Origin of the sequence: Neisseria subflava, assembly GCF_003044935.1 — a bacterium.
GTDB lineage: Bacteria > Pseudomonadota > Gammaproteobacteria > Burkholderiales > Neisseriaceae > Neisseria > Neisseria subflava_E.
On record NZ_POXP01000001.1, the window covers coordinates 787,049 to 808,804 of the forward strand.

The following is a 21,756-nucleotide window of genomic DNA, read 5'->3' on the forward strand; positions in this document are numbered from 1 at the left end:
ATCAGGCCGTCTGAAACTCCAATTTCAGACGGCCTTTTGTTACAATTTCACTTTTACCGAACACACTCGATTACCGTGAAAATACTCATTCTCGGCAGCGGCCAAGTCGGCTCGACCGTCGCCCAAAACCTCGCCTCTGTTCCCAGCAACGACGTTACCATCATCGACATCGACGAAAAAGCGCTCAACCGCATCAGCAGTCGCCTCGATGTCCAAACCATCGTCGGCAACGGCGCATCGCCCTTTACCCTCGAACAGGCAGGCGCGGCAGACTCCGACCTCCTGCTTGCCCTGACACGCAGCGACGAAACCAACATTGTCGCCTCCAAAATCGCCGCCGACCTATTCAACATCCCCAGCCGCATCGCACGCGTGCGCTCAAGCGAATACCTCGAATATCCGGTTGCCGGCAGCGACAACCCCGAAGAAGGCAGCCTCAACATCTTCGGCATTACCGAAACCATCAGCCCCGAACAACTGGTTACCGAACAACTTGTCGGCCTGCTCAACTACACCAGCTCATTGCAGGTACTCAGTTTTGCCAACGATAAAGTGCGCATGGTGATTGTTCAGGCGCGCAAAGGCGGTTTGCTGATCGGCCGTGAAATTGCCGACATCAACCAACACCTGCTCGAAGGCGTGGACTGCCAAATCTGCGCCATCTACCGCAACAACCGCCTGATCGTCCCTACGCCGCAAACCGTCATCATCGAAGGCGATGAAGTCCTGTTTGCCGCCGACATCAACAGCGTGGAAGCCATCATGCGCGAACTGCGCCCCAAAGAAGCGCGTACCCGCCGCATCATGATTGCCGGCGGCGGCAACATCGGCTACCGCCTCGCTAAGCAGCTCGAATCCAAATACGACATCAAAATCATCGAATACAAACCCCACCGCGCCGAATGGCTGGCCGAGAATCTGGACAACACCCTCGTCCTGCAAGGTTCCGCCACCGACGAAACCCTGCTGGACGAAGAATACATCGACGAAATCGACGTCTTCTGCGCGCTGACCAACGATGACGAAAACAACATCATGTCCAGTCTGTTGGCGAAAAACCTTGGTGCCAAACGCGTAATCACCATCGTCAACCGCTCAAGCTACGTCGATTTGCTCGAAGGCAACAAAATCGATATTGTTGTTTCCCCCCATCTGATTACCATCGGCTCCATCCTCGCCCACATCCGCCGAGGCGACATCGTTGCCGTCCACCCTCTGCGCCGCGGCACGGCCGAAGCCATCGAAGTGGTGGTACATGGCGACAAAAACACTTCCGCCATCGTCGGCCGCCGCATCAGCGGCATCAAATGGCCGAGCGACTGCTACATCGCCGCCATCGTCCGCGGCGCAACCGGCGAGGTCATCATGGGACACCACACCGAAACCATCCTCCAAGACGGCGACCACATTATCTTCTTCGTCTCACGCCGCCGCGTCCTGCCAGAGTTGGAAAAACTCATTCAAGTCAAAATGGGCTTTTTCGGTTAAGCCTAAAATTCATCCTCTTGAAGACATTAAAAGGCCGTCTGAAAACCTTTTCAGATGGCCTTTATTCTTGTTTTATTTACTCTTTGGCAACGCTGTTTTTACGGCCAAACCAAACAAAACCAATCACGCCCAATACAATCATCGGCACGCTCAACCATTGACCCATGGATAAACCCAAGGTTAGCAGGCCGAGATAGTCGTCAGGCTGGCGGGCAAATTCGGCGATAAAGCGGAACAATCCGTAACCGCCCAAGAACAATGCTGCCGTTTGTCCGACCGGACGTGGTTTTTTCGAGAAAATCCAAACAATGACAAACAGGCAAATGCCTTCAAGGGCAAACTGGTAAAGCTGAGACGGATGGCGCGGCAGCATGCCGTATTGTTGCAGCCATTCGGCCCACAAAGGATTGTGCGCCGCGGCTTCCGCATCTTCGTAACGCGCTTGAGGGAAACCCATCGCCCAGAAAGCATTGAGTTCGGTCACGCGTCCCCAAAGTTCGCCGTTGATAAAGTTGCCGATACGGCCGGAAGCCAAGCCCAGCGGTACGAGCGGTGCAACGGTATCCATCAATTTTAAAATGCTGATGTTGTGCTTGCGGCCAAACAGCCACATGGCAATGACCACACCCAAAAAACCGCCGTGAAACGACATGCCGCCTTCCCACACTTTGAAAATATCCAACGGGTTGGCAAGATAATCGGAAAATTTATAAAACAAAACGTAGCCGATACGGCCGCCCAAGATGACGCCCAAGATACCCCAAGTCAGGAAATCGTCGAGTGTTTCTTTAGTAAACACAGAATTGCCCTGCGCGATACGACGGCGGCCCAAAATCGTAAACAGGATAAAGCCGACGATATAGCTCAAGGCATACCAGCGGATGGCAAGCGGGCCGATGCTGATCAGCACCGGATCAAACTGGGGATGTATCATCATAATGTGTATTCCTTATCTCAAAGGCCGTCTGAAAGCCTGAACTTTCAGACGGCCTGTATGCAGTGTCGGACGGTTTAACGCAAATCGCCAACCACATTCAAAATAGCAGACAACATGGCCTCGCCCAAGCGCAGCGAGCGTTGGCCGTTCCAGCCGAAATCGTCGTCCGGCAGGTTGGCATTGTCTTTAAACGGCATTTCCAAAGTATAAGCAAGGCAGTTGAAATGATTGCCGACCCAGTTGGTCGCCAAAGTCATGTTTGCCTGACCCGGCGCATCTTTGTCATAGCCGTAATCGTCTTGGAAATCGGGGCTGGCATTGAGCAGCGCAAGTTTGAATTGTTCTTCCAAGGCTTCAATGCGCTCGTTGTAGTTCGGCACGCCTTCGGTACCGGCCACAAAGACAAACGGCAGACCTTCATCGCCGTGAATATCCAAGAACAAATCCACGCCGGTTTCCATCATTTTTTCGCGGACGGTAAAAACTTCGGGGCTTCGCTCCAAAGTCGGGTTTTCCCATTCGCGGTTGAGATTGGCGCCGGCGGCATTGGTGCGCAGGTTGCCCAATACCGAGCCGTCCGGATTCATATTCGGCACAATGTAGAAAGTCGCACGGTCAAGCAGCATGCGCGCGGTCGGATCTTGCGGATCAAGCAGACGACCCAGCAAACCTTCGACAAACCATTCCGCCATGGTTTCGCCCGGATGTTGACGGGCGATAATCCAGACTTTCATGTCGCTTTCGACTTGGTTGCCGATGGTCAACAGATTAATATCGCGGCCTTGAACAGTGCTGCCCAAGTCGTCGATACGGCACAAGCCGCTACCCTGCGCATCGCCCAAAAGGTTCAAATGCTGCTCGTTGGAATAAGGCTCGAAATAAGCGTAGTAAACGCTGTTGGACAAAGGCGTATGGTTGATGGTCAACACGCCGTTTTCATAGCTGGTCGGCACGCGGAACCAATTTTGGCGGTCGTAAGAAGCGCAAGCCTGATAGTCCTCCCAGCCCAAAGGATACGCAGCGTCCGCCGCATTTTCAAAATGCATCACGCAGTTTTGATAGGCCGCACCCTGCAAACGGAAGTAAAACCATTGGGCAAACTCCGAAGCATTGTCGGGACGCAGGGCGAGACGGATATCGGCAGGGTTGCTCAAGTCTTTGACAACGACCGAACCGGCATCGAATTGGGTGCTGATTTTCATCATGGGTATCCTTAGTAATCGGCAAAGAGGCCGAAGCAAACCGTCATTTTACCGTTTGCATGAGGCTGGTTTCAACCATTTAACTGATTTAACAGGATTTCAAGCGCTTGGAAATATTGTTTCAGACGGCCTTTGGGATTAAGATAAAGGCCGAAATCATGAAACAAGGTTGAAACCATGACTCAGCAACAATCTGTCTCCTCTGCGATCAAAGCGCGCGTCCTTGCCGAATCTTTACCTTATATCCGCCGTTTTTCCGGCTCCATCATCGTCATCAAATACGGCGGCAACGCCATGACCGAGTCGGCCTTAAAAGAGGGCTTCGCACGCGATGTCGTCCTGCTCAAACTGATCGGCCTGCATCCCGTCATCGTTCACGGCGGTGGCCCGCAAATCAATGAAATGCTGGAAAAAGTCGGCAAAAAAGGAGAATTTGTTCAAGGCATGCGCGTCACCGACAGCGAAACCATGGACATCGTAGAAATGGTTTTGGGCGGACACGTCAATAAAGAAATCGTTTCCATGATTACCTCCTTCGGCGGTCGCGCCGTCGGCATTACCGGCCGGGACAACCACTTCATCAAAGCGGAAAAACTCCTGATCGACACGCCCGAGCAAAAAGGCGTGGACATCGGCCAAGTCGGCACAGTGGCCGACATCGATACCCGTTTGGTGGAAGGCTTGGTCGAGCGCGGCTGCATTCCGGTCATCGCACCCATCGGCGTAGGCCAAAACGGCGAAGCGTTCAACATCAATGCCGACTTGGTTGCCGGCAAACTGGCGGAAAAACTTCAAGCCGAAAAACTGCTGATGATGACCAATATCCCCGGCGTACTGGATAAAGAAGGCAAATTATTGACCACTCTGACACCAAGCCGCATTGACGAACTGATTGAAGACGGCACGCTGTACGGCGGCATGCTGCCTAAAATTGCCTCCGCCGTCGAAGCCGCCAAAAGCGGCGTCAAAGCCACGCACATCATAGACGGCCGCGTTCCCAACGCCCTGCTCTTGGAGGTGCTGACCGATGACGGTGTAGGTTCGATGATTTTAGGCAAGGGCTAATCTGGTTTTCAGACGGCCTTATGCCTGATTTAATCAGCTTTTCACCCTAAAAAGGGGAAAAAATGTTACACTATACGACTTACTGTTTGTTTAAACGATATTGACGTGAAACAAACTTACAGTCGGTTTCATACCGACACCGATGCCATGCCCGGCAAAGACGGTATAATGTCTGCATTCATCAGACTTCGGCAATCATCCTCAAGGCCGTCTGAAGCATAACAAAGCTACTTTTCTTTTACCATCCTATTTTGGAGATATTCATGAGCGCAATCGTTGATATTTTTGCACGCGAAATCTTAGACTCTCGCGGCAACCCTACTGTAGAGTGTGACGTATTGTTGGAATCCGGCGTTATGGGCCGTGCAGCCGTACCAAGCGGCGCATCAACCGGTCAAAAAGAAGCTTTGGAACTGCGTGACGGCGACAAATCCCGTTACTTGGGCAAAGGCGTATTGAAAGCCGTTGACCACGTTAACAACCAAATCGCGCAAGCCCTCATCGGCATCGATGCCAGCGAGCAATCTTATATCGACCAAATCATGATCGAATTGGACGGTACTGAAAACAAAGGCAACTTGGGCGCCAACGCCACTTTGGCCGTTTCTATGGCCGTAGCACGCGCGGCCGCTGAAGATGCAGGCCTGCCGCTGTACCGTTACTTGGGTGGCGCAGGCCCAATGGCTCTGCCGGTTCCAATGATGAACGTTATCAACGGCGGCGAACACGCCAACAACAGCCTGAACATCCAAGAATTCATGATCATGCCTGTCGGCGCAAAATCTTTCCGCGAAGCCCTGCGTTGCGGTGCCGAAATTTTCCACGCGCTGAAAAAACTGTGCGATAGCAAAGGCTTCCCAACTACCGTCGGCGACGAAGGTGGTTTCGCACCCAACCTGAACAGTCACAAAGAAGCCCTACAATTGATGGTGGAAGCCACCGAAGCCGCCGGCTACAAAGCAGGCGAAGACGTATTGTTCGCCCTGGACTGCGCATCCAGCGAATTCTACAAAGACGGCCAATACCACCTGGAAGCCGAAGGCCGCTCCTACACCAGCGCAGAATTTGCCGAATACCTGGAAGGCCTGGTTAACGAATTCCCAATCATTTCCATCGAAGACGGCATGGACGAAAACGACTGGGAAGGCTGGAAACTGCTGACCGAAAAATTGGGCAAAAAAGTTCAATTGGTCGGCGACGACTTGTTCGTAACCAATCCAAAAATCTTGGCCGAAGGCATCGAAAAAGGCGTGGCAAACGCATTGCTGGTCAAAGTCAACCAAATCGGTACATTGAGCGAAACCCTGCAAGCCGTCGACTTGGCCAAACGCAACCGCTACGCCAGCGTAATGAGCCACCGTTCTGGCGAAACTGAAGACAGCACCATTGCCGACTTGGCAGTTGCCACCAACTGTATGCAAATCAAAACCGGCTCCCTGTCCCGCTCCGACCGCATGGCGAAATACAACCAATTGCTGCGCATTGAAGAAGAATTGGCCGAAGCCGCCTACTACCCCGGCAAAGCCGCATTCTACCAACTGGGCAAATAAGCAAAATATAGGATATTGATTGTATGAAGTGGGTGACTTTTGTTTTAACCTTCGCACTGTTGTGCTGTCAGTACAGCCTTTGGTTTGGCAAAGGCAGCGTCGGGCATACGGAAGAATTGCAGGAGCAGCTCGTCCGTCAGGAGGAAAAAAACCAAACGCTCACTTTACGCAACAATTTCCTCAATGCGGAAGTTGAAGACTTGGCACACGGACAAGAGGCCATCGCCGAAATTGCCCGCGTCGAATTGGGTTATGTCCAAGACGGCGAAGTATATTACCGAATCATCGACCGCCGCTAAACCCTGTCAAAAAAGGCCGTCTGAAAACACACTTTTCAGACGGCCTTTTTTATCGCAATCGCTATATAATCACATATCCCAAAATCAAATTATACCCATCATGTATGACGTAAACACCCACGATGTCCGCCGATTTTTTGCCCACGTCTGGCAACACAGGCTCGCACCGCTCCAATTGGACGGCCTGCAACAAAAAGCCTTACGCATTATCGAAGCCCATCCCGAATACGGACACTATCTCGAAGACATCGAGCAATATTTAGATAAAGAATGGCTGCCCGAAGACGGCGAAAGCAACCCATTCCTGCATATGTCGCTACACCTTTCCCTCCAAGAGCAAAGCGCCATCGACCAACCGCCGGGCATCCGTGCCATCCACCAACAACTTTGCGCCCGTTACAACGGCGACTGGGTCAAAGCCGAACACGACATGATGGAAGCCTTGGCAGAAACCATCTGGGAAGCACAACGCTACGGACGGGGCCTTGACGTCAACGCCTACATGACCCGCTTGCGGAAATTGGTCGGCTTAGGCCAAGAAGAAAACGCCCGCCTCAATCCCCATGAAGTCGGCCTAATGGATACAAAGTAACTTCTTTTCAGACGGCCTCATCCCATACAAATCCTTACACTCACCAAAGCCAACGTTTCCATCTTTCATGCTAAATTACTTTTTTGAAATCCCCTTATAAGGAAACCAAAATGCTCCGCCCAACCCTTACCGCCCTACTGCTAGCCGCCTCCTTGCCTGTAGCAGCCGAAAGTCTCAACTACAACATCGTTGAATTTTCCGAATCCGCCAACATGGAGGTACCGCGGGACACCATGACCGCGTATTTCAGCGTCAATGCAGAAGGCAAAGACCGTCAAACCGTCAACCAAGCCTTCATGAAGAAATTCAACCAGTTCAACAAAATCTCCCAAAACAGCAAATTTAAAGCCGAACTGATGGAACGCAACGCCTCCCCACGCTATCAATACACCAATGGCAAACGTACCCAAACCGGCTGGGAAGAACACGCCTACTTCAAAGTAGAAAGCAAAGACTTTGAAGCACTCAACCGCCTGATTGCCGACAGCATCAATATCGCCGTTTTGGAAAGTTCCTCATTTTCCGTATCCAAAGAAAAACGCGAAGAAACCGTCGACCAACTGAGTAAAGCCGTCATCCTGCGCTTCAAAGACCGCGCCCAAAACCTCGCCCAAACACTCGGCTTCTCCAGCTACAAAATCGTCAAACTCAACTTGGGTCATATCGGCAACCGCCAAGTCGGCGGCGACTTTGCACACGCCAAAATGCTGCGTGCAATCCCCGCCGCAGAAGTGGCTGCAGGAATAGAAGATGGCGTACCGGCTTCTCCGGGTTCGGAAGAAATCAGCCTGACCGTCAACGGCTCGGTACAAATGTAGGATTTTCTTTTAAATCATTTTAAAGGCCGTCTGAAGTCTATTTTTCAGACGGCCTTTTATTATCTCGTCATTAGAACGGAATATCGTCGTCGATATCTTCAACCGGAGCGGTCGGTTGTGCCGGTGCAGGACGACGGGCCGGGGCGGCCGGGGGTTCTTGCGCCGGGGCAGATTGGTATTGCTGTTGTGGCGCTTGTTGGTAGCTGCTTTGGCTTGAATGACCGCCTTGGTTATAGCCGTCATCGTATGGTGCGCCGCCGCTGTTGTCGTTGCGGCTGCCGAGCATTTTCATCTCATTGGCGATGATGTCGTAAGCGGTGCGTTCGATGCCGTCTTTGCCTTGGTATTTACGGCTTTGGATACGGCCTTCCAGGTACACTTGGCTGCCTTTACGCAGGTATTGGCCGGCGATTTCGGCGAGTTTGCGGTACATGGTGATGTTGTGCCATTCGGTACGTTCTACGCGTTGGCCGTTGCGGTCGTTCCAAGTTTCGCTGGTGGCAACGCTGAAATTACAGACGGCCTCGCCGTTGGGCATATAGCGGACTTCCGGGTCGCGGCCGAGACGGCCGATGAGGATAACTTTATTCAATGACATTTTACACTCCTGTGATGATTTTTTCGGCGGCCTCTTGGTCGAATCCTTTTTGCAAGGCCTTGATATAAATGGTTTGTTTGTCTGCGCTGAAGCTGATGCTTTCGACGCCTTCAATTTCGGTCAGTTTTTGGTAGAGCAAATCCGGATTTTGTTGCCATTCGGCGTTAAGCGGATAGCTGAGGTTTTTGACGGGTTTCGGTGCCGGTAAGATGAGTGCCAATACCAGCCACAGCAGCATCAATACGCTACAAAAGGTAAAAACGCCTGAAAACCCATATTTTTGGAACAATAAGCCACCGGTCGCGCCACCGACAAACAAGCCGACCGACTGTAATGTGTTATACACGCCCATCGCCGTTCCTTTCAAATCGGACGGGGCGATTTTCGATACCATAGACGGCAGGCTGGCTTCCAATACATTGAAACCAATAAAATAAACAATCAAATAAGCGGTAATCAACCATATCGAGTGCATGCCAAACAGCAAGCCGATTTGTGCCGCCGCGATGCAGACGATACCGAGAATAAACACTTGCTTAAGCTTGTTGCGTGTTTCGCCGACGATAATCAGCGGCACCATAATAATCAGGCCGGTAATGGTTGACGGCAGATAGACTTGCCAGTGATGGATTTTTTCCAAACCCAACTGCGTCATGGCAAACGGCAATGCGGTAAATAATGCCATTTGCGCCGCATGCAAGGCAAAAATGCCGAAATCGAGATTGAGCAGCTGGCGGTTTTTCAATACTTCGCCCATACGTGAAGGCTGCGCCTGTGTATCTTCGTGCAATTTTGACTCTTCCGGCTCTGGCGTCATCCACGCAACCACGCCGATACTGATTACCGTCAGGATACCGGTCAGCGCGAACAGGCCGGATACGCCGATAAAGCTGGCAATCATCGGGGCAAGCACCAGGCTGACGGAGAAGGTCAAGCCTATGCTCAGGCCGATCATCGCCATCGCACGCGTCCGCACTTCGCTACGGGTTAAATCCGCCAGCAAAGCGGTTACCGCCGCGCTGACGGCACCCGCGCCTTGAATGGCACGCGCGGCGACCAACATTTGCAGGCTGTCGGCAACTGCGGCCAAAAAACTACCGGCGGCAAACACAATCAAGCCGATATAAATCACTTTTTTACGGCCGAACTTGTCGGAAGCGATGCCCAATGGCAGCTGCAACAAGGCCTGTGTCAGCCCGTAAATGCCCATTGCCATACCGACCAATGCTTTATTATCTTCCGCACCGGGCAACGAAGCGGCATACATTGCCAAAACAGGCAGCACCAAAAACATCCCCAGCATACGCAGTGCGTAAACGCCTGAGAGTGTGGTACTGGCACGCCATTCGTGCGGAAACATTTGAATGCGGTTATCTCTTGCCATAAATAATGTTTCAGACGGCCTTAAATTTGCGAAAGGCCGTCTGAAAGTGTGAATTAACAGATTTTCTGATTATACAGGATTCAAAGGAATTGCATGGGGCAAATCGCAAGCCGCTCAACCCCACTGCCATCTATTTCGCCACGCGCCCAATACGGCATTCGGATATTTGTTGCTGCCCAAGCTGCCGTTAAACCTTGCCAACGCGCGGACAATATTGCCTTTTTCGATATTGTTGTAATGGCGCAGAATAGTGCAGCCGTAGCGCAGATTGGTGCGGATGTCGAAAAGGTTGTGCGACGGATTGCCGATATAGTTTTTCCAAAACGGCATCACCTGCATCAAACCGCGCGCACCCACGCCGCTGATGGCATATTGGCGAAACGCGCTTTCCACTTCAATCAAACCCAAAATCACTTGAGTATTGAGTCCGGCGCGGCTGCTTTCGTATTGGATATTGATCAGCAGGCGGCGGCGCTCGCCTTCATCGGGAATAAAGCGTACCAATCGGGAAGACATCGCCGCCAACCAACGCTCCCCTTCCCTTGCATCGGTAAACACCAGCCGCGCAGGGCTGGCGCTATTGATCGAACTGCGCATCACGGACGCCACATCATCGGCGAGCGTTTCTTCACGTTGCGCCCCCGCCCATGCAGCCGCAGGCGTCAAAAGCATGGCTCCGCCGACTTGCAACAGGCGGCGGCGTGATAAAAATAAGGAATCTTGGTTTTCCGATTTCATGTGTTTCTCTTTTTAGGCCGTCTGAAAAGTTCAGACGGCCTTTGATATATTTGCTTAAAATCAGCATTATAAAATACATCTATGAGCAGAATCAAAGAGCTGTATTCCTTTTATTGTCAAGTGATACCGCCTCAAGTAACATTTAGGTTTTTCTAATCAAGCGGTATTTTTTATGACCACCACTCCCGCCAACGTTTTAGCCTCCGTCGATTTGGGTTCCAACAGTTTCCGCCTGCAAATTTGTGAAAACAACAACGGCCAGCTGAAAGTCATCGACTCCTTCAAACAAATGGTACGCTTTGCCGCCGGCTTGGACGAACAAAAAAACCTGAGCGAAGCCTCTCAAGAACAAGCCTTGGAATGTTTGGCAAAATTCGGCGAACGCCTGCGCGGATTCCAACCTGAAAACGTGCGCGTGGTGGCCACCAACACTTTCCGCGTCGCCAAAAACATCGCCCAATTCCTGCCCCGTGCCGAAGCGGCGCTGGGTTTTCCCATCGAAGTCATTGCCGGCCGCGAAGAAGCGCGTCTGATTTACACCGGCGTAGTGCATACCCTGCCGCCCAAAGGCGACAAAATGCTGGTTATCGACATTGGCGGCGGTTCGACCGAATTTGTCATCGGCTCGGATTTGCAACCGCTGACCACAGAAAGCCTGCCTTTGGGCTGCGTAACATACAGCATGCGCTTCTTCCAAAACAAAGTAACCGCAAAAGATTTCCAAGCCGCCGTTTCCGCCGCGCGTATCGAAATCCAGCGCATCAGCAAACTGATGAAGCGCACCGGTTGGGATTTCGCCATCGGCACGTCCGGTTCGGCCAAATCCATACGCGACGTTTTGGCGGCCGAATTGCCGCAGGAAGCCGACATTACCGCCCAAGGTATGCGTTATCTTGCCGATAGGATTATCGAAGCCGGTTCGGTTAAAAAAGCCAAATTTGAAAATCTCAAACCTGAACGCGTCGAAGTTTTTGCGGGCGGGTTGGCCGTGATGATGGCCGCCTTCGACGAACTCTCGCTGACCAAAATGACCGTTACCGAAGCCGCCCTCCGCGACGGCGTGTTCTACGACTTAATCGGCCGCAGCCTCAATGTCGATATGCGCGAGCAGACAACGGCAGAATTCCAAAAACGCTACCACGTCAGCCTCAACCAAGCCAAACGTGTTGCCGATACCGCGCAAGCCTTCATGAATAGCCTGTGCCACGTCAAAAACGTAACCGTTCAAGAGCTTGCCCTGTGGAACCAATACCTCAGCCGTGCAGGCCGTCTGCATGAAATCGGTTTGGATATCGCCCATACCGGTTATCACAAACACTCCGCCTACATTCTCGAAAACGCCGATATGCCGGGATTCTCACGCAAAGAGCAAACCATTTTGGCGCAACTGGTTATCGGCCATCGCGGCGACCTCAAGAAAATGGCGGATATTATCGGCGACAACGAAATCATGTGGTGTGCCGTATTATCCCTGCGCCTGGCCGCCCTCTTCTGCCGCTCGCGCCTGCCGCTTGATTTGCCGCCGCAAACCCAGCTTCGCATCGATGAAAACAACCACAGCTTCATCTTGCGCATCAACGCCCAATGGCTGGAGCAACACCCCCTCATCGCCGATGCGCTGGACTACGAAAGCGCGCAATGGCAAAAAATCGATATGCCTTTCTCGGTTCAAGCACAATAAACCGCGCTCCGTTATAATAGGCAACTGTTCAAAATCCAAACCGCAGGCCGTCTGAAAACGACAGCCTGTCATACATCAAGGAAAACCATGAGAAAACCCCAACGCGGCTACGCCCGCCAAGACCGTGTCAAAGAACAAATCATGCGCGAACTGGCCGAACTCGTCCGCACCGGCCTGAAAGATCCGCGCGCAGGCTTCATCACTATCAACGAAGTCGAAGTTACCCGCGATTACAGCCACGCGACCGTGTTCTACACCGTCCTCGACGACAGCACGCGCGACATCACCGAAGAAGCTTTGGAACACGCCAAAGGCCATTTGCGCAGCGAATTGGCCAAACGCATCAAACTCTTCAAAACGCCCGAGCTGCACTTCAAATACGACGAATCACTCGAACGCGGCATGAGCATTTCCAGCCTGATCGACCAAGTGGCGGCGGAAAAACCGGTTGAAGACTGATTGATTAAAACACACAGGCCGTCTGAATGCTTTCAGACGGCCTGAACATTACCTCCTACCCGATATGACAACCAAACCCACCAAACGCCCGGTCAACGGCGTTCTTCTCCTCGACAAACCCGAAGGCCTTTCCAGCAACACCGCCCTGCAAAAAGCGCGGCGCTTGTTCCGTGCCGAAAAAGCCGGGCATACCGGCGTACTCGATCCTTTGGCCACAGGGCTTTTGCCTGTTTGTTTCGGCGAAGCGACCAAGTTTGCCCAATATCTGCTGGATGCCGACAAAGCCTACACCGCCACGCTGAAGCTCGGCGAAGCCAGCAGCACGGGTGATGCCGAAGGCAAAATCGTTGCCACCGCACGCGCCGATATTTCATTGTCCGAATTTCAGACGGCCTGCCACGCCTTAACGGGCGATATCCGCCAAGTGCCGCCCATGTTTTCCGCCCTCAAGCACGAAGGCAAACCACTGTACGAATACGCACGCAAAGGCATCGTTATCGAACGCAAAGCGCGTGATATCACCATCTACTCCATTGATATCACTGAATTTGATGCACCCAAAGCCGTGATAGACGTACGTTGCAGCAAGGGCACTTATATCCGCACCCTCAGCGAAGACATCGCCAAACACATCGGCACATTCGCCCACCTGACTGCCCTGCGCCGTACTGAAACCGCCGGATTTACCATTGCCCAAAGCCACACGCTCGAAGCCTTGGCAGAATTAGACGAAGCCGAACGCGATGCCCTGCTGCTGCCTTGCGATGTCTTAGTGCAACATTTCCCCAAACTTGAGCTAAACGACTACGCCGTTACCATGCTCAAACACGGCCAACGTCCCCAGTTCAGCGACGACATTTCCGCCGAGCAGCCCATCCGTGTGTACAGCCGAGACGGCACATTTATCGGACTGGTGGAGTATCAAAAAGAAATAGACCGTCTGAAAGCCTTGCGCCTGATGAATACCGCCGACCAATAACTTCCTGCAAAGAGAGCCAATCATGAAAGTCTATACCGCCGCCCAAATGCGCGAACGCGAACAAGCAGCCGTCGATAAAGGCACGAGCTTCGACCAACTGATGGAAAACGCCGGTAGCTCTGCCGCCCAAGACCTCATGCAGCGTCACCCCCAAGCCGGACGCGCCCTGATCGTTTGCGGCAAAGGTAACAACGGCGGCGACGGCTTAGTCATGGCAAGATATATGCAGGCACAAGGTTGGCACATCGATATTCTGTTTTCACTCGGAGAAAACCTCTCCCCCTTGGCTCAAACCAATCGCGAACGCCTCAACGGTTTGCCCCATATTGAATTGATATCCGTACAAGAACTGGAAGGCCGTCTGAAAAACGGTTACGACATCATTATCGAAGGCATATTCGGCACAGGTTTCAGCGGCGCGCTTCCAACCGAAATCGCCACCCTCTGCCGCCAACTCAATCATTCAGACGGCCTGAAAGTCGCCCTCGATATTCCCACCGGCCTCAACTGCGACACCGCCGAAGCCGATCCTGACACATTCCGCGCAGACCTGACCTACACCTTTGCCGCCTACAAACCGGCACACTTAAGCGAGTCCGGCAAAATCTATTGTCAAGAAACCGTCTGTTTGCCTATTGGCATTGATTAAATGCCTATAAAAAATAACGGGGTGCAATTTTGCACCCCGTTATTTTTGCTTACTTCCAAATCTGCGCCAATTTAATCCCCAGCGCCGTCAAACCAAACGAACCGAAAACATGCAGACAGGTTGCCATCAAGGCCATGCCCCAACGTTGTGCCTGCATCAAACCCACCATCTCCACTGAAAAACCTGAAAATGTGGTCAAGCTGCCGAGAAAGCCGGTAATCCAAAGCAAACGCCATTGCGGATCGGTTAAGAGTTCTGCCAATACACCAATCAGCAGCGCGCCCAGCCAGTTTGCCGCCAATGTACCGATAGAAAAAGGCGCAGAAGACACTAGCACCAAGCCAAACAGCCAACGCAATACAGCTCCGACAATGGCACCGCAAACAATGGGAAAAATATAAGCAAACATAACAAGTTAAAAATTCAATTCAAAAAACAGGCCATCCGGTCATTAGACCGTCTGAAAACCAAGCAAGGATGCCTTCATATCTTATTGCCAAATCTTAGGTGCGGATTTCAAATACCTGTCGTCATCGAAAGTACAAATCCATTGCGGCTTAAGCGCGATAAAAATAGCTGTTGAAATACCGCTCAAAAATGCCTCTGCCCAAGCGATTAAGAAGAAAACAGGAAAAGCAGTTTTCCACAATACCGTCGTATCAAATACATCCGCCCAGTCTGACAAACCGACCAAAATTACGCCGGTAAACACCATACCAACCGCCGCAGACCAGAAACCATTCAGAAAAATAAAGATAAAGATATTGGCAGGTAAACGTGACACCCAATAGCGGAAACCCAAGTTCACCAACAAAGGCGGAAGCAATACGGACAAGGCATTGATGGGGAACATATGCCAATCCCCCCAAAGCCACAAATACGGAAAAAACAGTAAAACGCCAAGGCAGAAAGCGGCAGAAGTGCCCAGCATTAAAGCCGTCAGGTTCAAGGCGAGCAGATGATAGCTCATTCCGGCCAGTTGTCCGCTTTCAGGAGAGGCATTCAAACTCCAAGCCAGCGGCAACATCACGGCAGCCACCAAAAAAGCGGAACGATGCTGCGATACCGACACCCATGCCTGCTTTGCACACAAAGCAAAAATCACCAGCAACACAGGCCATGCCGCCATCACGACACCAACGGGAAACCATCCGTTTTGAAAAATCATCATCTCATCCGCAAAATGTTCAGACGGCCTATTATACGCGTCTCAAGCCATAGCTTTGACAATCCTGTCTGCCTTTGCCGTTAAAGCTTGTTTCGGCTGGTTTTGTTTACCCGAAAAAAGCGTTAAAATAACGGACTTTGCCGTTTAATTAAGGGGATGGACGCATGCTTTGGACAATATTGGCTTTAATTCTGCTGGCTGTCATAGCCGGCTTGTTCTGGTGGCGCCAGAAACAAGAGCAAAAGTGGCGCCAAGAATTGGCCCGACTCAGTGGCGATGAAGAAGAAATAAACGAAGAAGACAGCTTGGTCGGTTTTTCCGGCCAACTGGACAGCCTGAAACGTTTGTTCAGCATGAACAAGCGCACTGCCGACAACCATAAAATCGCCCGCATCCGCCTGCTTTCCGCGCTCGAACACAACAAAATGCAACGCGCCGAAACAAACGAAGAGCACACAGCAGAGCCTTTTGCCGAAGAGGAAGAGCCGGAACACATCCCAACGACCGAAGAAGAAATCAAAATTGCGCCTAAAACCCGCAAATCTGCCAAACCGGAACGTATTCCGAAAATCACGCCGTTTGCACAAATGGAAACGCCCGAATACAGCCCGTCTTTGGTGCAAAACAGCAATTTTGAAGAAATCACATTAGAAGAAGCCACCCGTTCCCTGCACGAAGCAGCGGTTGAAGAATGGAACGAGCATTTGGCCGAAAAAAATGCGCCGATTTACAAAGACGAAGTCGAAACTCCATTGTTGCGCGCTTCATCCCTGCCGATGACAGGTATGGAAATCATCGACTACAACGACCCTATCTTGCGCCGCACACGCGAGCGTGCCTTGGCGCGTGCCAATAATGTCCGCGTGGCAGAAGCCAATGCGCCGCATATCGAAACCGTTCAGACGGCCTTAAGAACTGCCGAAAAAGAAGCCATCCTCCCCTATACTTCTATGCAGGCATTCCCTTCTGAAATCCAAGCGGAAGATATTCACGACAACCTTGCCCGCCGCACCGCCGCCCGCCACAAACTGGCCGCGGCCGTCGCCCCATTGCGCGACTACTCTCCGCGCACCATCGAAAATGACGAAATTCTGGCTAACTTGGGACAAATCAGCCGCCCTGCCAGCCTGCGCCGCCAAGTTCGCCATACCGAAGCTGCCGCCGAAAGATGGGCACGTAAACAAGCTGCTACGGAAGCTGTTGCACCACAACCGGCAACACCGTCTCGTCAGAAACCGGCTGCGCCTGTTAAAAAATCTCCTTATATCTCCCGACCTGCCGCACCAAACGCAACCGTAGTCGAGCCGCCTGCCGTACCGGTTGTCCCTATGGCTAAAACCGATATTCCCGAGCCGCCTGTTTTCCAAACCTCGATTGCGCCGATTGATATTCCCGAACCGCCTGCTTTTGAACATAAAATCCAAGTGCCGATTTTTGATTCGCAAGTCAATGCGCACGTCAGCAACCAACCCGAACGCAGTATCCGCGATTATTTAATCAGTGAATCTGCCGTCGAAGAAACAGAATTCGATGGTGAGCCGGAAGCGCCTGTACAAGCGGAAGCAGAAGCTATTCAAGCGGTTGAAACCATTGAACCCATTGAATCTGTTGAAACAATCGCAAGGCCGTCTGAATATACACAGACAGTCGTTGAAACACCTGTTCGAAGCGTAGAACCAAGCGTTCAAGAAGATACACCAAGCATAGCTATTCCAACTTCGGCAACCCTGACCGAGGCACACCTGCCGACCACTGCCCTGCTCCTGCCGCCGCAGTTTGACCCAAGCGCCTCGCAAACTGAAGAACAGTTGCTGGAAAACAGCATTACCATCGAAGAAAAACTGGCCGAGTTCAAAGTTAAAGTCAAAGTGATGGACTCCTATTCCGGCCCGGTCATTACGCGCTACGAAATCGAGCCTGATGTCGGCGTACGCGGCAGTGCCGTTTTGAACCTTGAAAAAGACTTGGCGCGCTCGCTTGGCGTGGCTTCCATCCGCGTGGTGGAAACCATCCCCGGCAAAACCTGCATGGGCTTGGAATTGCCTAATCCGAAACGCCAAATGATCCGCTTGAGCGAAATCTTCAATTCGCCTGCGTTTACCGAATCCAAATCCAAACTGACCCTCGCTCTCGGCCAAGACATTACCGGCCAGCCTGTTGTGACAGACTTGGCTAAAGCGCCGCATCTGCTGGTTGCCGGTACGACCGGTTCGGGTAAGTCCGTAGGCGTGAATGCCATGATTCTGTCCATGCTCTTCAAAGCAACGCCTGAAGACGTGCGCATGATTATGATTGACCCGAAAATGCTGGAACTGAGCATTTACGAAGGCATTCCGCACCTGCTCGCCCCTGTCGTGACCGATATGAAGCTGGCAGCAAACGCCCTGAACTGGTGCGTCAACGAAATGGAAAAACGCTACCGCCTGATGAGCTTTATGGGCGTGCGCAACCTTGCCGGTTTCAACCAAAAAATTGCCGAGGCCACCGCACGTGGCGAAAAAATCGGCAGCCCGTTCAGCCTCACGCCTGAAAATCCTGAACCATTGGAGAAACTGCCGTTTATCGTGGTCGTGGTAGATGAGTTTGCCGATCTGATGATGACTGCAGGCAAGAAAATCGAAGAGCTGATTGCCCGTCTTGCCCAAAAAGCACGCGCAGCCGGCATCCATTTGATTCTTGCCACCCAACGCCCAAGCGTGGATGTCATCACCGGCCTGATTAAAGCCAATATTCCGACACGCATTGCCTTCCAAGTGTCCAGCAAAATCGACAGCCGCACGATTCTTGACCAAATGGGTGCGGAAAACTTGCTCGGCCAAGGCGATATGCTGTTCCAGCTACCCGGTACCAACTATCCGCAACGTGTACACGGCGCATTCGCCTCCGACAATGAAGTTCACCGCGTAGTGGAATACCTGAAACAATTCAGCGCGCCTGACTATATCGACGATATTTTGAGCAACGGTTCCACCGAAGACTTTACCGGCACCAGCCGCAGCAACGACAGCGACCTCGACCCCATGTATGACGAAGCCGTTTCCGTTGTCTTGAAATCGCGTAAGGCCAGCATTTCCAATATCCAACGCCAACTGCGCATCGGCTACAACCGCGCCGCCCGCCTGATTGAACAAATGGAAGCCGATGGTATTGTTTCCCCGGCGGAAAACAACGGCAACCGCACCATCTTGGCGCAAAGCAGCGAGCATTTAGATTAACTTATCTCCATCAATAAAAGGCCGCCTGAAAACTTTTCAGACGGCCTTTTTAAATTAGATAATGGGTTCAGAGATTCCGATCAAATTAATAATCTGTAAATAATATTATCTACAAAACCAAAGGCTTTTCCATTAACGGCATTTGCCTCGCTATTAAATAAACCCAGCCTCAATAAACAAAACTCGACCTGCCAGATATATCCCTATTCATTTGTCGCCATTTTCAGACGGCCTTTTGTCAAGACCGGAAAAAACAGGTAAATCCGTTTTTCGATTAGAAATAATATTATTATGATTCATGCCTTCGGCAACACCCCAACCTTTACGAGGAAAAACAAATGAAAAAATATTTTGCAGAATTTTTCGGCACTTTCTGGCTGGTATTCGGCGGTTGCGGCAGCGCAGTTTTGGCAGCAGCCTACCCTGAGCTTGGCATTGGCTTTGCCGGTGTCGCTTTAGCATTCGGTTTGACCGTACTGACCATGGCTTACGCCGTCGGCCACATTTCCGGCGGCCACTTCAACCCTGCCGTTTCCGTCGGCCTTTTCATCGGCGGCCGTTTCAACGGTAAAGACCTGTTGCCTTACATCGTATCCCAAGTTATCGGTGCGATTGCCGCTGCGGGTGTTCTGTATCTGATTGCTTCCGGTAAAACCGGTTTTGATGCTGTTGCCTCCGGCTTTGCCAGCAACGGTTTCGGCGAGCACTCTCCTAACGGTTACGACATGATGGCTGCTTTGCTGATCGAGTTCGTCCTGACCGCATTCTTCCTGATCATCATCATGGGTTCTACCGACAAACTGGCTCCGGCCGGCTTTGCCCCTATCGCCATCGGCCTGGGCCTGACCCTGATTCACTTGATCAGCATTCCTGTAACCAATACTTCCGTTAACCCTGCACGTTCTACCGGCGTTGCCTTGTTCCAAGGCGGCTGGGCTGTTGAACAATTGTGGTTGTTCTGGTTGGCTCCTATTGCCGGCGCAGCAGTTGGCGCGGCTATTTACCGCTTCGTTTTGGCTAATGACGACAAATAATATTGACGGAATGACATTCCCGGTGTGGCTGATACTCTAAACCGACCGCACCCAAGTTGCCGAGACACAAACGCACCGCCTGACTCAGACGGTGCGTTTGTTTTTGCCATGTTACAATACTTTCTTTTCTCACATTCTCAAACCATCATGCAAACCTTACCTTTTCAAACCGATATCGCTGACAGAATGCTGGTCAATACCGAAAACGAAACCATCCATCCCGATGCCGTATTCGTACAAACGCAAAACGGCTATTGGATTGCTTGGCACGACCAACAAGCCGCCTTGCTTGCCCCCGACACACCACCCGATATTCCCTGCTTTTGGGTAGAAGGCGCAGAAAGCTTGGAAGAGCTGGTAAGCATGGTAGAAAATGGTGAATTTGACGAAGTTGAGGAATTTGACGGCGATGATGATGCTTGGCAAGAAGCACTAGGATGCGACCATCATCATGAAGGACACTGCGGATGCAGCCATTGAGATGCACAAAACGCCTGCTTCCGGTACTTGCCCTTTGTCTGACGCTTAACGGCTGCGTTGTAGGCGCGGCTGTCGATTTGGCTGCCACAACCGTCCTGACTGCCGGGAAATTGGTTGTCAAAGGAACGGGGGCAGTGATTGATGCCGCCATTCCTGACAGCAAAAAAGACAAGGACAAAGAAAAAGAAAAGAGCAAAGAAAAGAGCAAAGAAAAGCCAAAATCGGAAGAAATCATCCACAAAGAAGAATCATCCGATGAAGTAACGCAATAATCCTTCAGACGGCCTCGGTAAAGCAACCCATCTTACTGAGGCCGTCTGAACATTCATCCTTACATATAGCCCTGTTCGCGCAAAGAACAGGTTTCTTTTGCCGTTACGATAAAATGGTCTAAGAGCGTAATATCCACCAAACTTAAAGCCTGTTTCAAACGCTCTGTAAACTGCACATCAGATTCAGACGGCCTTGCCGAACCGCCCGGATGATTGTGCGCCAAAATCAAACTGTCGGCATATTCATCCAATGCCAATTTGACAATTTCACGAATATAAACCGTGTTTTCCGCCACCGTACCGCGCGACAATTCCCGGACCGCAATCAATTGATTTTGACGGTTGAGCAGCAACGCAACGCTGACTTCGATTTTTTCATGCCCCAGATGCAGGCGCAGGTAATCCGCAACCGATTTCGGGTTTGACAAAACCATCTGCTCCTGCAAATCCTCACCCAAAATCCGCCGTCCGATTTCTTTAACCACAGCAAACTGAGTATAGCTCGCCAAACCCATGCCCTTGCAAGCAGAAAGTGTTTTGGCATCCGCACTCATCAGCTTTCCCAAGCTGCCGAACTCGCTCAACAAATAACGCGCCAAATCGACCGCGCTCATGCCGCGCGTTCCGACACGCAATAAAATCGCCAGCAACTCCGCATCACTCAATGCCGCCGCGCCGCGCTCCAACAGCTTCTCACGCGGCCGCTCCCCCTCGGGCCATTCTTTAATGCTCATGTTTTCCCTTTTTATTCATATAGCGGATTTAGTTTTTATTTAGAACAAAACCATCTTGCCCGCATAAAACGCAATCCGCACGACTTTATTAAAATTAATGCAATTTGCGTATTTTATTCTATCTTTAATTATTTTTTAAGACATTTGAATATAAATTAAATCCCTTTTGTGCAGAAAAACAACGTTACCCATTTTCGCTATCCTGTTCCCCTGCCTGCCTTTCCTTTCCTATTTGTTTCAAATCAGCCGCTACAAGCATTTTCATATTGCCCCTATGAGGCTTAGGCTAATATAATATTGAGTTTGCCGAGAGCAAAAGCTGAGGCTTAAACTGCTTTCTATCCACGCTGCCCGTGCGCTTTACAAGAGTTTCAGACGGCCTCCGTCCGACTCCCGCCAGCAATCAAACAGCTT

The 21,756-nt window shown here is 51.5% G+C and carries 22 protein-coding genes; 14 read left to right on the forward strand and 8 right to left on the reverse strand.

Translation table 11 applies throughout. The features are described from left to right. Positions 1-75 precede the first annotated feature (75 nt). The gene (gene trkA / locus DBY95_RS03770) at positions 76-1,488 is read left to right on the forward strand and encodes a Trk system potassium transporter TrkA (protein ID WP_049323440.1); all 1,413 of its coding nucleotides are present in this window, start codon (positions 76-78) and stop codon (positions 1,486-1,488) included. 76 nt (positions 1,489-1,564) lie between these two features. Here the strand turns inward: trkA and lgt are convergent, their stop codons facing one another. Beyond that, positions 1,565-2,425: a prolipoprotein diacylglyceryl transferase gene (gene lgt / locus DBY95_RS03775; protein ID WP_107723441.1), complete on the reverse strand. Its 861-nt coding sequence runs from the start codon at positions 2,423-2,425 to the stop codon at positions 1,565-1,567. Positions 2,426-2,499: 74 nt separating this feature from the next. After that, positions 2,500-3,630 carry a M14 family metallopeptidase gene (locus DBY95_RS03780; RefSeq protein ID WP_049332717.1) on the reverse strand — a complete coding sequence of 377 codons (1,131 nt, stop codon included), beginning with the start codon at positions 3,628-3,630 and terminating at the stop codon, positions 2,500-2,502. Between the two features lie 174 nt (positions 3,631-3,804). Between DBY95_RS03780 and argB the strand changes: the two genes are divergently transcribed. The 5 genes from argB (at position 3,805) to DBY95_RS03805 (ending at position 7,951) form a co-directional block, all read left to right on the forward strand. Further along, positions 3,805-4,692, forward strand: a complete 888-nt coding sequence (argB, locus tag DBY95_RS03785; RefSeq protein WP_107723442.1) for an acetylglutamate kinase — start codon at positions 3,805-3,807, stop codon at positions 4,690-4,692. A 263-nt stretch (positions 4,693-4,955) separates the two neighbouring features. Next, entirely contained in the window at positions 4,956-6,242 is a 1,287-nt protein-coding gene (eno, locus tag DBY95_RS03790; protein ID WP_003746198.1) for a phosphopyruvate hydratase, read from the forward strand. A 23-nt stretch (positions 6,243-6,265) separates the two neighbouring features. Next, positions 6,266-6,541, forward strand: a complete 276-nt coding sequence (gene ftsB / locus DBY95_RS03795) for a cell division protein FtsB (RefSeq protein WP_003679613.1) — start codon at positions 6,266-6,268, stop codon at positions 6,539-6,541. A 100-nt stretch (positions 6,542-6,641) separates the two neighbouring features. After that, positions 6,642-7,133: a DUF1841 family protein gene (locus tag DBY95_RS03800; protein WP_070814496.1), complete on the forward strand. Its 492-nt coding sequence runs from the start codon at positions 6,642-6,644 to the stop codon at positions 7,131-7,133. Positions 7,134-7,243: 110 nt separating this feature from the next. Beyond that, entirely contained in the window at positions 7,244-7,951 is a 708-nt protein-coding gene (locus DBY95_RS03805) for an SIMPL domain-containing protein (RefSeq protein ID WP_107723443.1), read from the forward strand. A 70-nt stretch (positions 7,952-8,021) separates the two neighbouring features. Here DBY95_RS03805 and DBY95_RS03810 read toward each other — a convergent pair whose 3' ends face one another. The 3 genes from DBY95_RS03810 to DBY95_RS03820 form a co-directional block, all read right to left on the reverse strand. Then, entirely contained in the window at positions 8,022-8,549 is a 528-nt protein-coding gene (locus DBY95_RS03810; RefSeq protein ID WP_049323447.1) for a single-stranded DNA-binding protein, read from the reverse strand. Position 8,550: 1 nt separating this feature from the next. Further along, entirely contained in the window at positions 8,551-9,933 is a 1,383-nt protein-coding gene (locus DBY95_RS03815) for an MFS transporter (RefSeq protein ID WP_036491405.1), read from the reverse strand. Between the two features lie 114 nt (positions 9,934-10,047). Further along, positions 10,048-10,671, reverse strand: a complete 624-nt coding sequence (locus tag DBY95_RS03820) for a lytic transglycosylase domain-containing protein (RefSeq protein WP_107723444.1) — start codon at positions 10,669-10,671, stop codon at positions 10,048-10,050. Positions 10,672-10,843: 172 nt separating this feature from the next. On the opposite strand from DBY95_RS03820, the gene ppx reads away from it, so the two are divergent. The 4 genes from ppx (at position 10,844) to DBY95_RS03840 (ending at position 14,439) form a co-directional block, all read left to right on the forward strand. Further along, positions 10,844-12,352, forward strand: a complete 1,509-nt coding sequence (gene ppx / locus DBY95_RS03825) for an exopolyphosphatase (protein WP_107723445.1) — start codon at positions 10,844-10,846, stop codon at positions 12,350-12,352. Positions 12,353-12,439: 87 nt separating this feature from the next. Continuing rightward, positions 12,440-12,811, forward strand: a complete 372-nt coding sequence (gene rbfA, locus DBY95_RS03830) for a 30S ribosome-binding factor RbfA (protein WP_003685554.1) — start codon at positions 12,440-12,442, stop codon at positions 12,809-12,811. 64 nt (positions 12,812-12,875) lie between these two features. Further along, on the forward strand, positions 12,876-13,790 hold the full coding sequence (gene truB / locus DBY95_RS03835) for a tRNA pseudouridine(55) synthase TruB (RefSeq protein WP_107723446.1): 915 nt from the start codon (positions 12,876-12,878) through the stop codon (positions 13,788-13,790). Between the two features lie 22 nt (positions 13,791-13,812). Then, complete coding sequence (locus tag DBY95_RS03840; protein WP_107723447.1) at positions 13,813-14,439, forward strand: NAD(P)H-hydrate epimerase; 627 nt, start codon at positions 13,813-13,815, stop codon at positions 14,437-14,439. Between the two features lie 49 nt (positions 14,440-14,488). Here DBY95_RS03840 and DBY95_RS03845 read toward each other — a convergent pair whose 3' ends face one another. Beyond that, entirely contained in the window at positions 14,489-14,848 is a 360-nt protein-coding gene (locus tag DBY95_RS03845; RefSeq protein ID WP_070608638.1) for a CrcB family protein, read from the reverse strand. An 81-nt stretch (positions 14,849-14,929) separates the two neighbouring features. Then, positions 14,930-15,607: an energy-coupling factor ABC transporter permease gene (locus tag DBY95_RS03850; protein WP_199903861.1), complete on the reverse strand. Its 678-nt coding sequence runs from the start codon at positions 15,605-15,607 to the stop codon at positions 14,930-14,932. A gap of 164 nt (positions 15,608-15,771) precedes the next feature. Here DBY95_RS03850 and DBY95_RS03855 point away from each other — a divergent pair, with 164 nt between their 5' ends. The 4 genes from DBY95_RS03855 to DBY95_RS03870 all read left to right on the forward strand — a co-directional run bounded on the left by DBY95_RS03855 (position 15,772) and on the right by DBY95_RS03870 (position 20,608). Beyond that, entirely contained in the window at positions 15,772-18,822 is a 3,051-nt protein-coding gene (locus DBY95_RS03855; protein ID WP_107723449.1) for a DNA translocase FtsK, read from the forward strand. 338 nt (positions 18,823-19,160) lie between these two features. After that, on the forward strand, positions 19,161-19,856 hold the full coding sequence (gene aqpZ, locus DBY95_RS03860) for an aquaporin Z (protein WP_063067881.1): 696 nt from the start codon (positions 19,161-19,163) through the stop codon (positions 19,854-19,856). 147 nt (positions 19,857-20,003) lie between these two features. After that, positions 20,004-20,336, forward strand: a complete 333-nt coding sequence (locus DBY95_RS03865; RefSeq protein WP_107723668.1) for a general secretion pathway protein GspG — start codon at positions 20,004-20,006, stop codon at positions 20,334-20,336. Then, complete coding sequence (locus DBY95_RS03870) at positions 20,324-20,608, forward strand: NF038104 family lipoprotein (RefSeq protein WP_107723450.1); 285 nt, start codon at positions 20,324-20,326, stop codon at positions 20,606-20,608. The genes DBY95_RS03865 and DBY95_RS03870 overlap by 13 nt, the downstream gene beginning before the upstream one ends. A 59-nt stretch (positions 20,609-20,667) precedes the next feature. Here DBY95_RS03870 and radC read toward each other — a convergent pair whose 3' ends face one another. Next, on the reverse strand, positions 20,668-21,342 hold the full coding sequence (radC, locus tag DBY95_RS03875) for a RadC family protein (RefSeq protein WP_003746150.1): 675 nt from the start codon (positions 21,340-21,342) through the stop codon (positions 20,668-20,670). Positions 21,343-21,756: the final 414 nt, after the last annotated feature.

Bases quoted from the DNA above. Each gene is read 5' to 3' on its own strand.
- lgt (WP_107723441.1), bottom strand. From the start codon at position 2,425: ATGATGATACATCCCCAGTTTGATCCGGTGCTGATCAGCATCGGCCCG.
- DBY95_RS03780 (WP_049332717.1), bottom strand. From the start codon at position 3,630: ATGATGAAAATCAGCACCCAATTCGATGCCGGTTCGGTCGTTGTCAAA.
- argB (WP_107723442.1), top strand. From the start codon at position 3,805: ATGACTCAGCAACAATCTGTCTCCTCTGCGATCAAAGCGCGCGTCCTT.
- eno (WP_003746198.1), top strand. From the start codon at position 4,956: ATGAGCGCAATCGTTGATATTTTTGCACGCGAAATCTTAGACTCTCGC.
- ftsB (WP_003679613.1), top strand. From the start codon at position 6,266: ATGAAGTGGGTGACTTTTGTTTTAACCTTCGCACTGTTGTGCTGTCAG.
- DBY95_RS03800 (WP_070814496.1), top strand. From the start codon at position 6,642: ATGTATGACGTAAACACCCACGATGTCCGCCGATTTTTTGCCCACGTC.
- DBY95_RS03805 (WP_107723443.1), top strand. From the start codon at position 7,244: ATGCTCCGCCCAACCCTTACCGCCCTACTGCTAGCCGCCTCCTTGCCT.
- DBY95_RS03810 (WP_049323447.1), bottom strand. From the start codon at position 8,549: ATGTCATTGAATAAAGTTATCCTCATCGGCCGTCTCGGCCGCGACCCG.
- DBY95_RS03815 (WP_036491405.1), bottom strand. From the start codon at position 9,933: ATGGCAAGAGATAACCGCATTCAAATGTTTCCGCACGAATGGCGTGCC.
- DBY95_RS03820 (WP_107723444.1), bottom strand. From the start codon at position 10,671: ATGAAATCGGAAAACCAAGATTCCTTATTTTTATCACGCCGCCGCCTG.
- ppx (WP_107723445.1), top strand. From the start codon at position 10,844: ATGACCACCACTCCCGCCAACGTTTTAGCCTCCGTCGATTTGGGTTCC.
- rbfA (WP_003685554.1), top strand. From the start codon at position 12,440: ATGAGAAAACCCCAACGCGGCTACGCCCGCCAAGACCGTGTCAAAGAA.
- truB (WP_107723446.1), top strand. From the start codon at position 12,876: ATGACAACCAAACCCACCAAACGCCCGGTCAACGGCGTTCTTCTCCTC.
- DBY95_RS03840 (WP_107723447.1), top strand. From the start codon at position 13,813: ATGAAAGTCTATACCGCCGCCCAAATGCGCGAACGCGAACAAGCAGCC.
- DBY95_RS03845 (WP_070608638.1), bottom strand. From the start codon at position 14,848: ATGTTTGCTTATATTTTTCCCATTGTTTGCGGTGCCATTGTCGGAGCT.
- DBY95_RS03850 (WP_199903861.1), bottom strand. From the start codon at position 15,607: ATGATTTTTCAAAACGGATGGTTTCCCGTTGGTGTCGTGATGGCGGCA.
- DBY95_RS03855 (WP_107723449.1), top strand. From the start codon at position 15,772: ATGCTTTGGACAATATTGGCTTTAATTCTGCTGGCTGTCATAGCCGGC.
- aqpZ (WP_063067881.1), top strand. From the start codon at position 19,161: ATGAAAAAATATTTTGCAGAATTTTTCGGCACTTTCTGGCTGGTATTC.
- DBY95_RS03865 (WP_107723668.1), top strand. From the start codon at position 20,004: ATGCAAACCTTACCTTTTCAAACCGATATCGCTGACAGAATGCTGGTC.
- DBY95_RS03870 (WP_107723450.1), top strand. From the start codon at position 20,324: ATGCAGCCATTGAGATGCACAAAACGCCTGCTTCCGGTACTTGCCCTT.
- radC (WP_003746150.1), bottom strand. From the start codon at position 21,342: ATGAGCATTAAAGAATGGCCCGAGGGGGAGCGGCCGCGTGAGAAGCTG.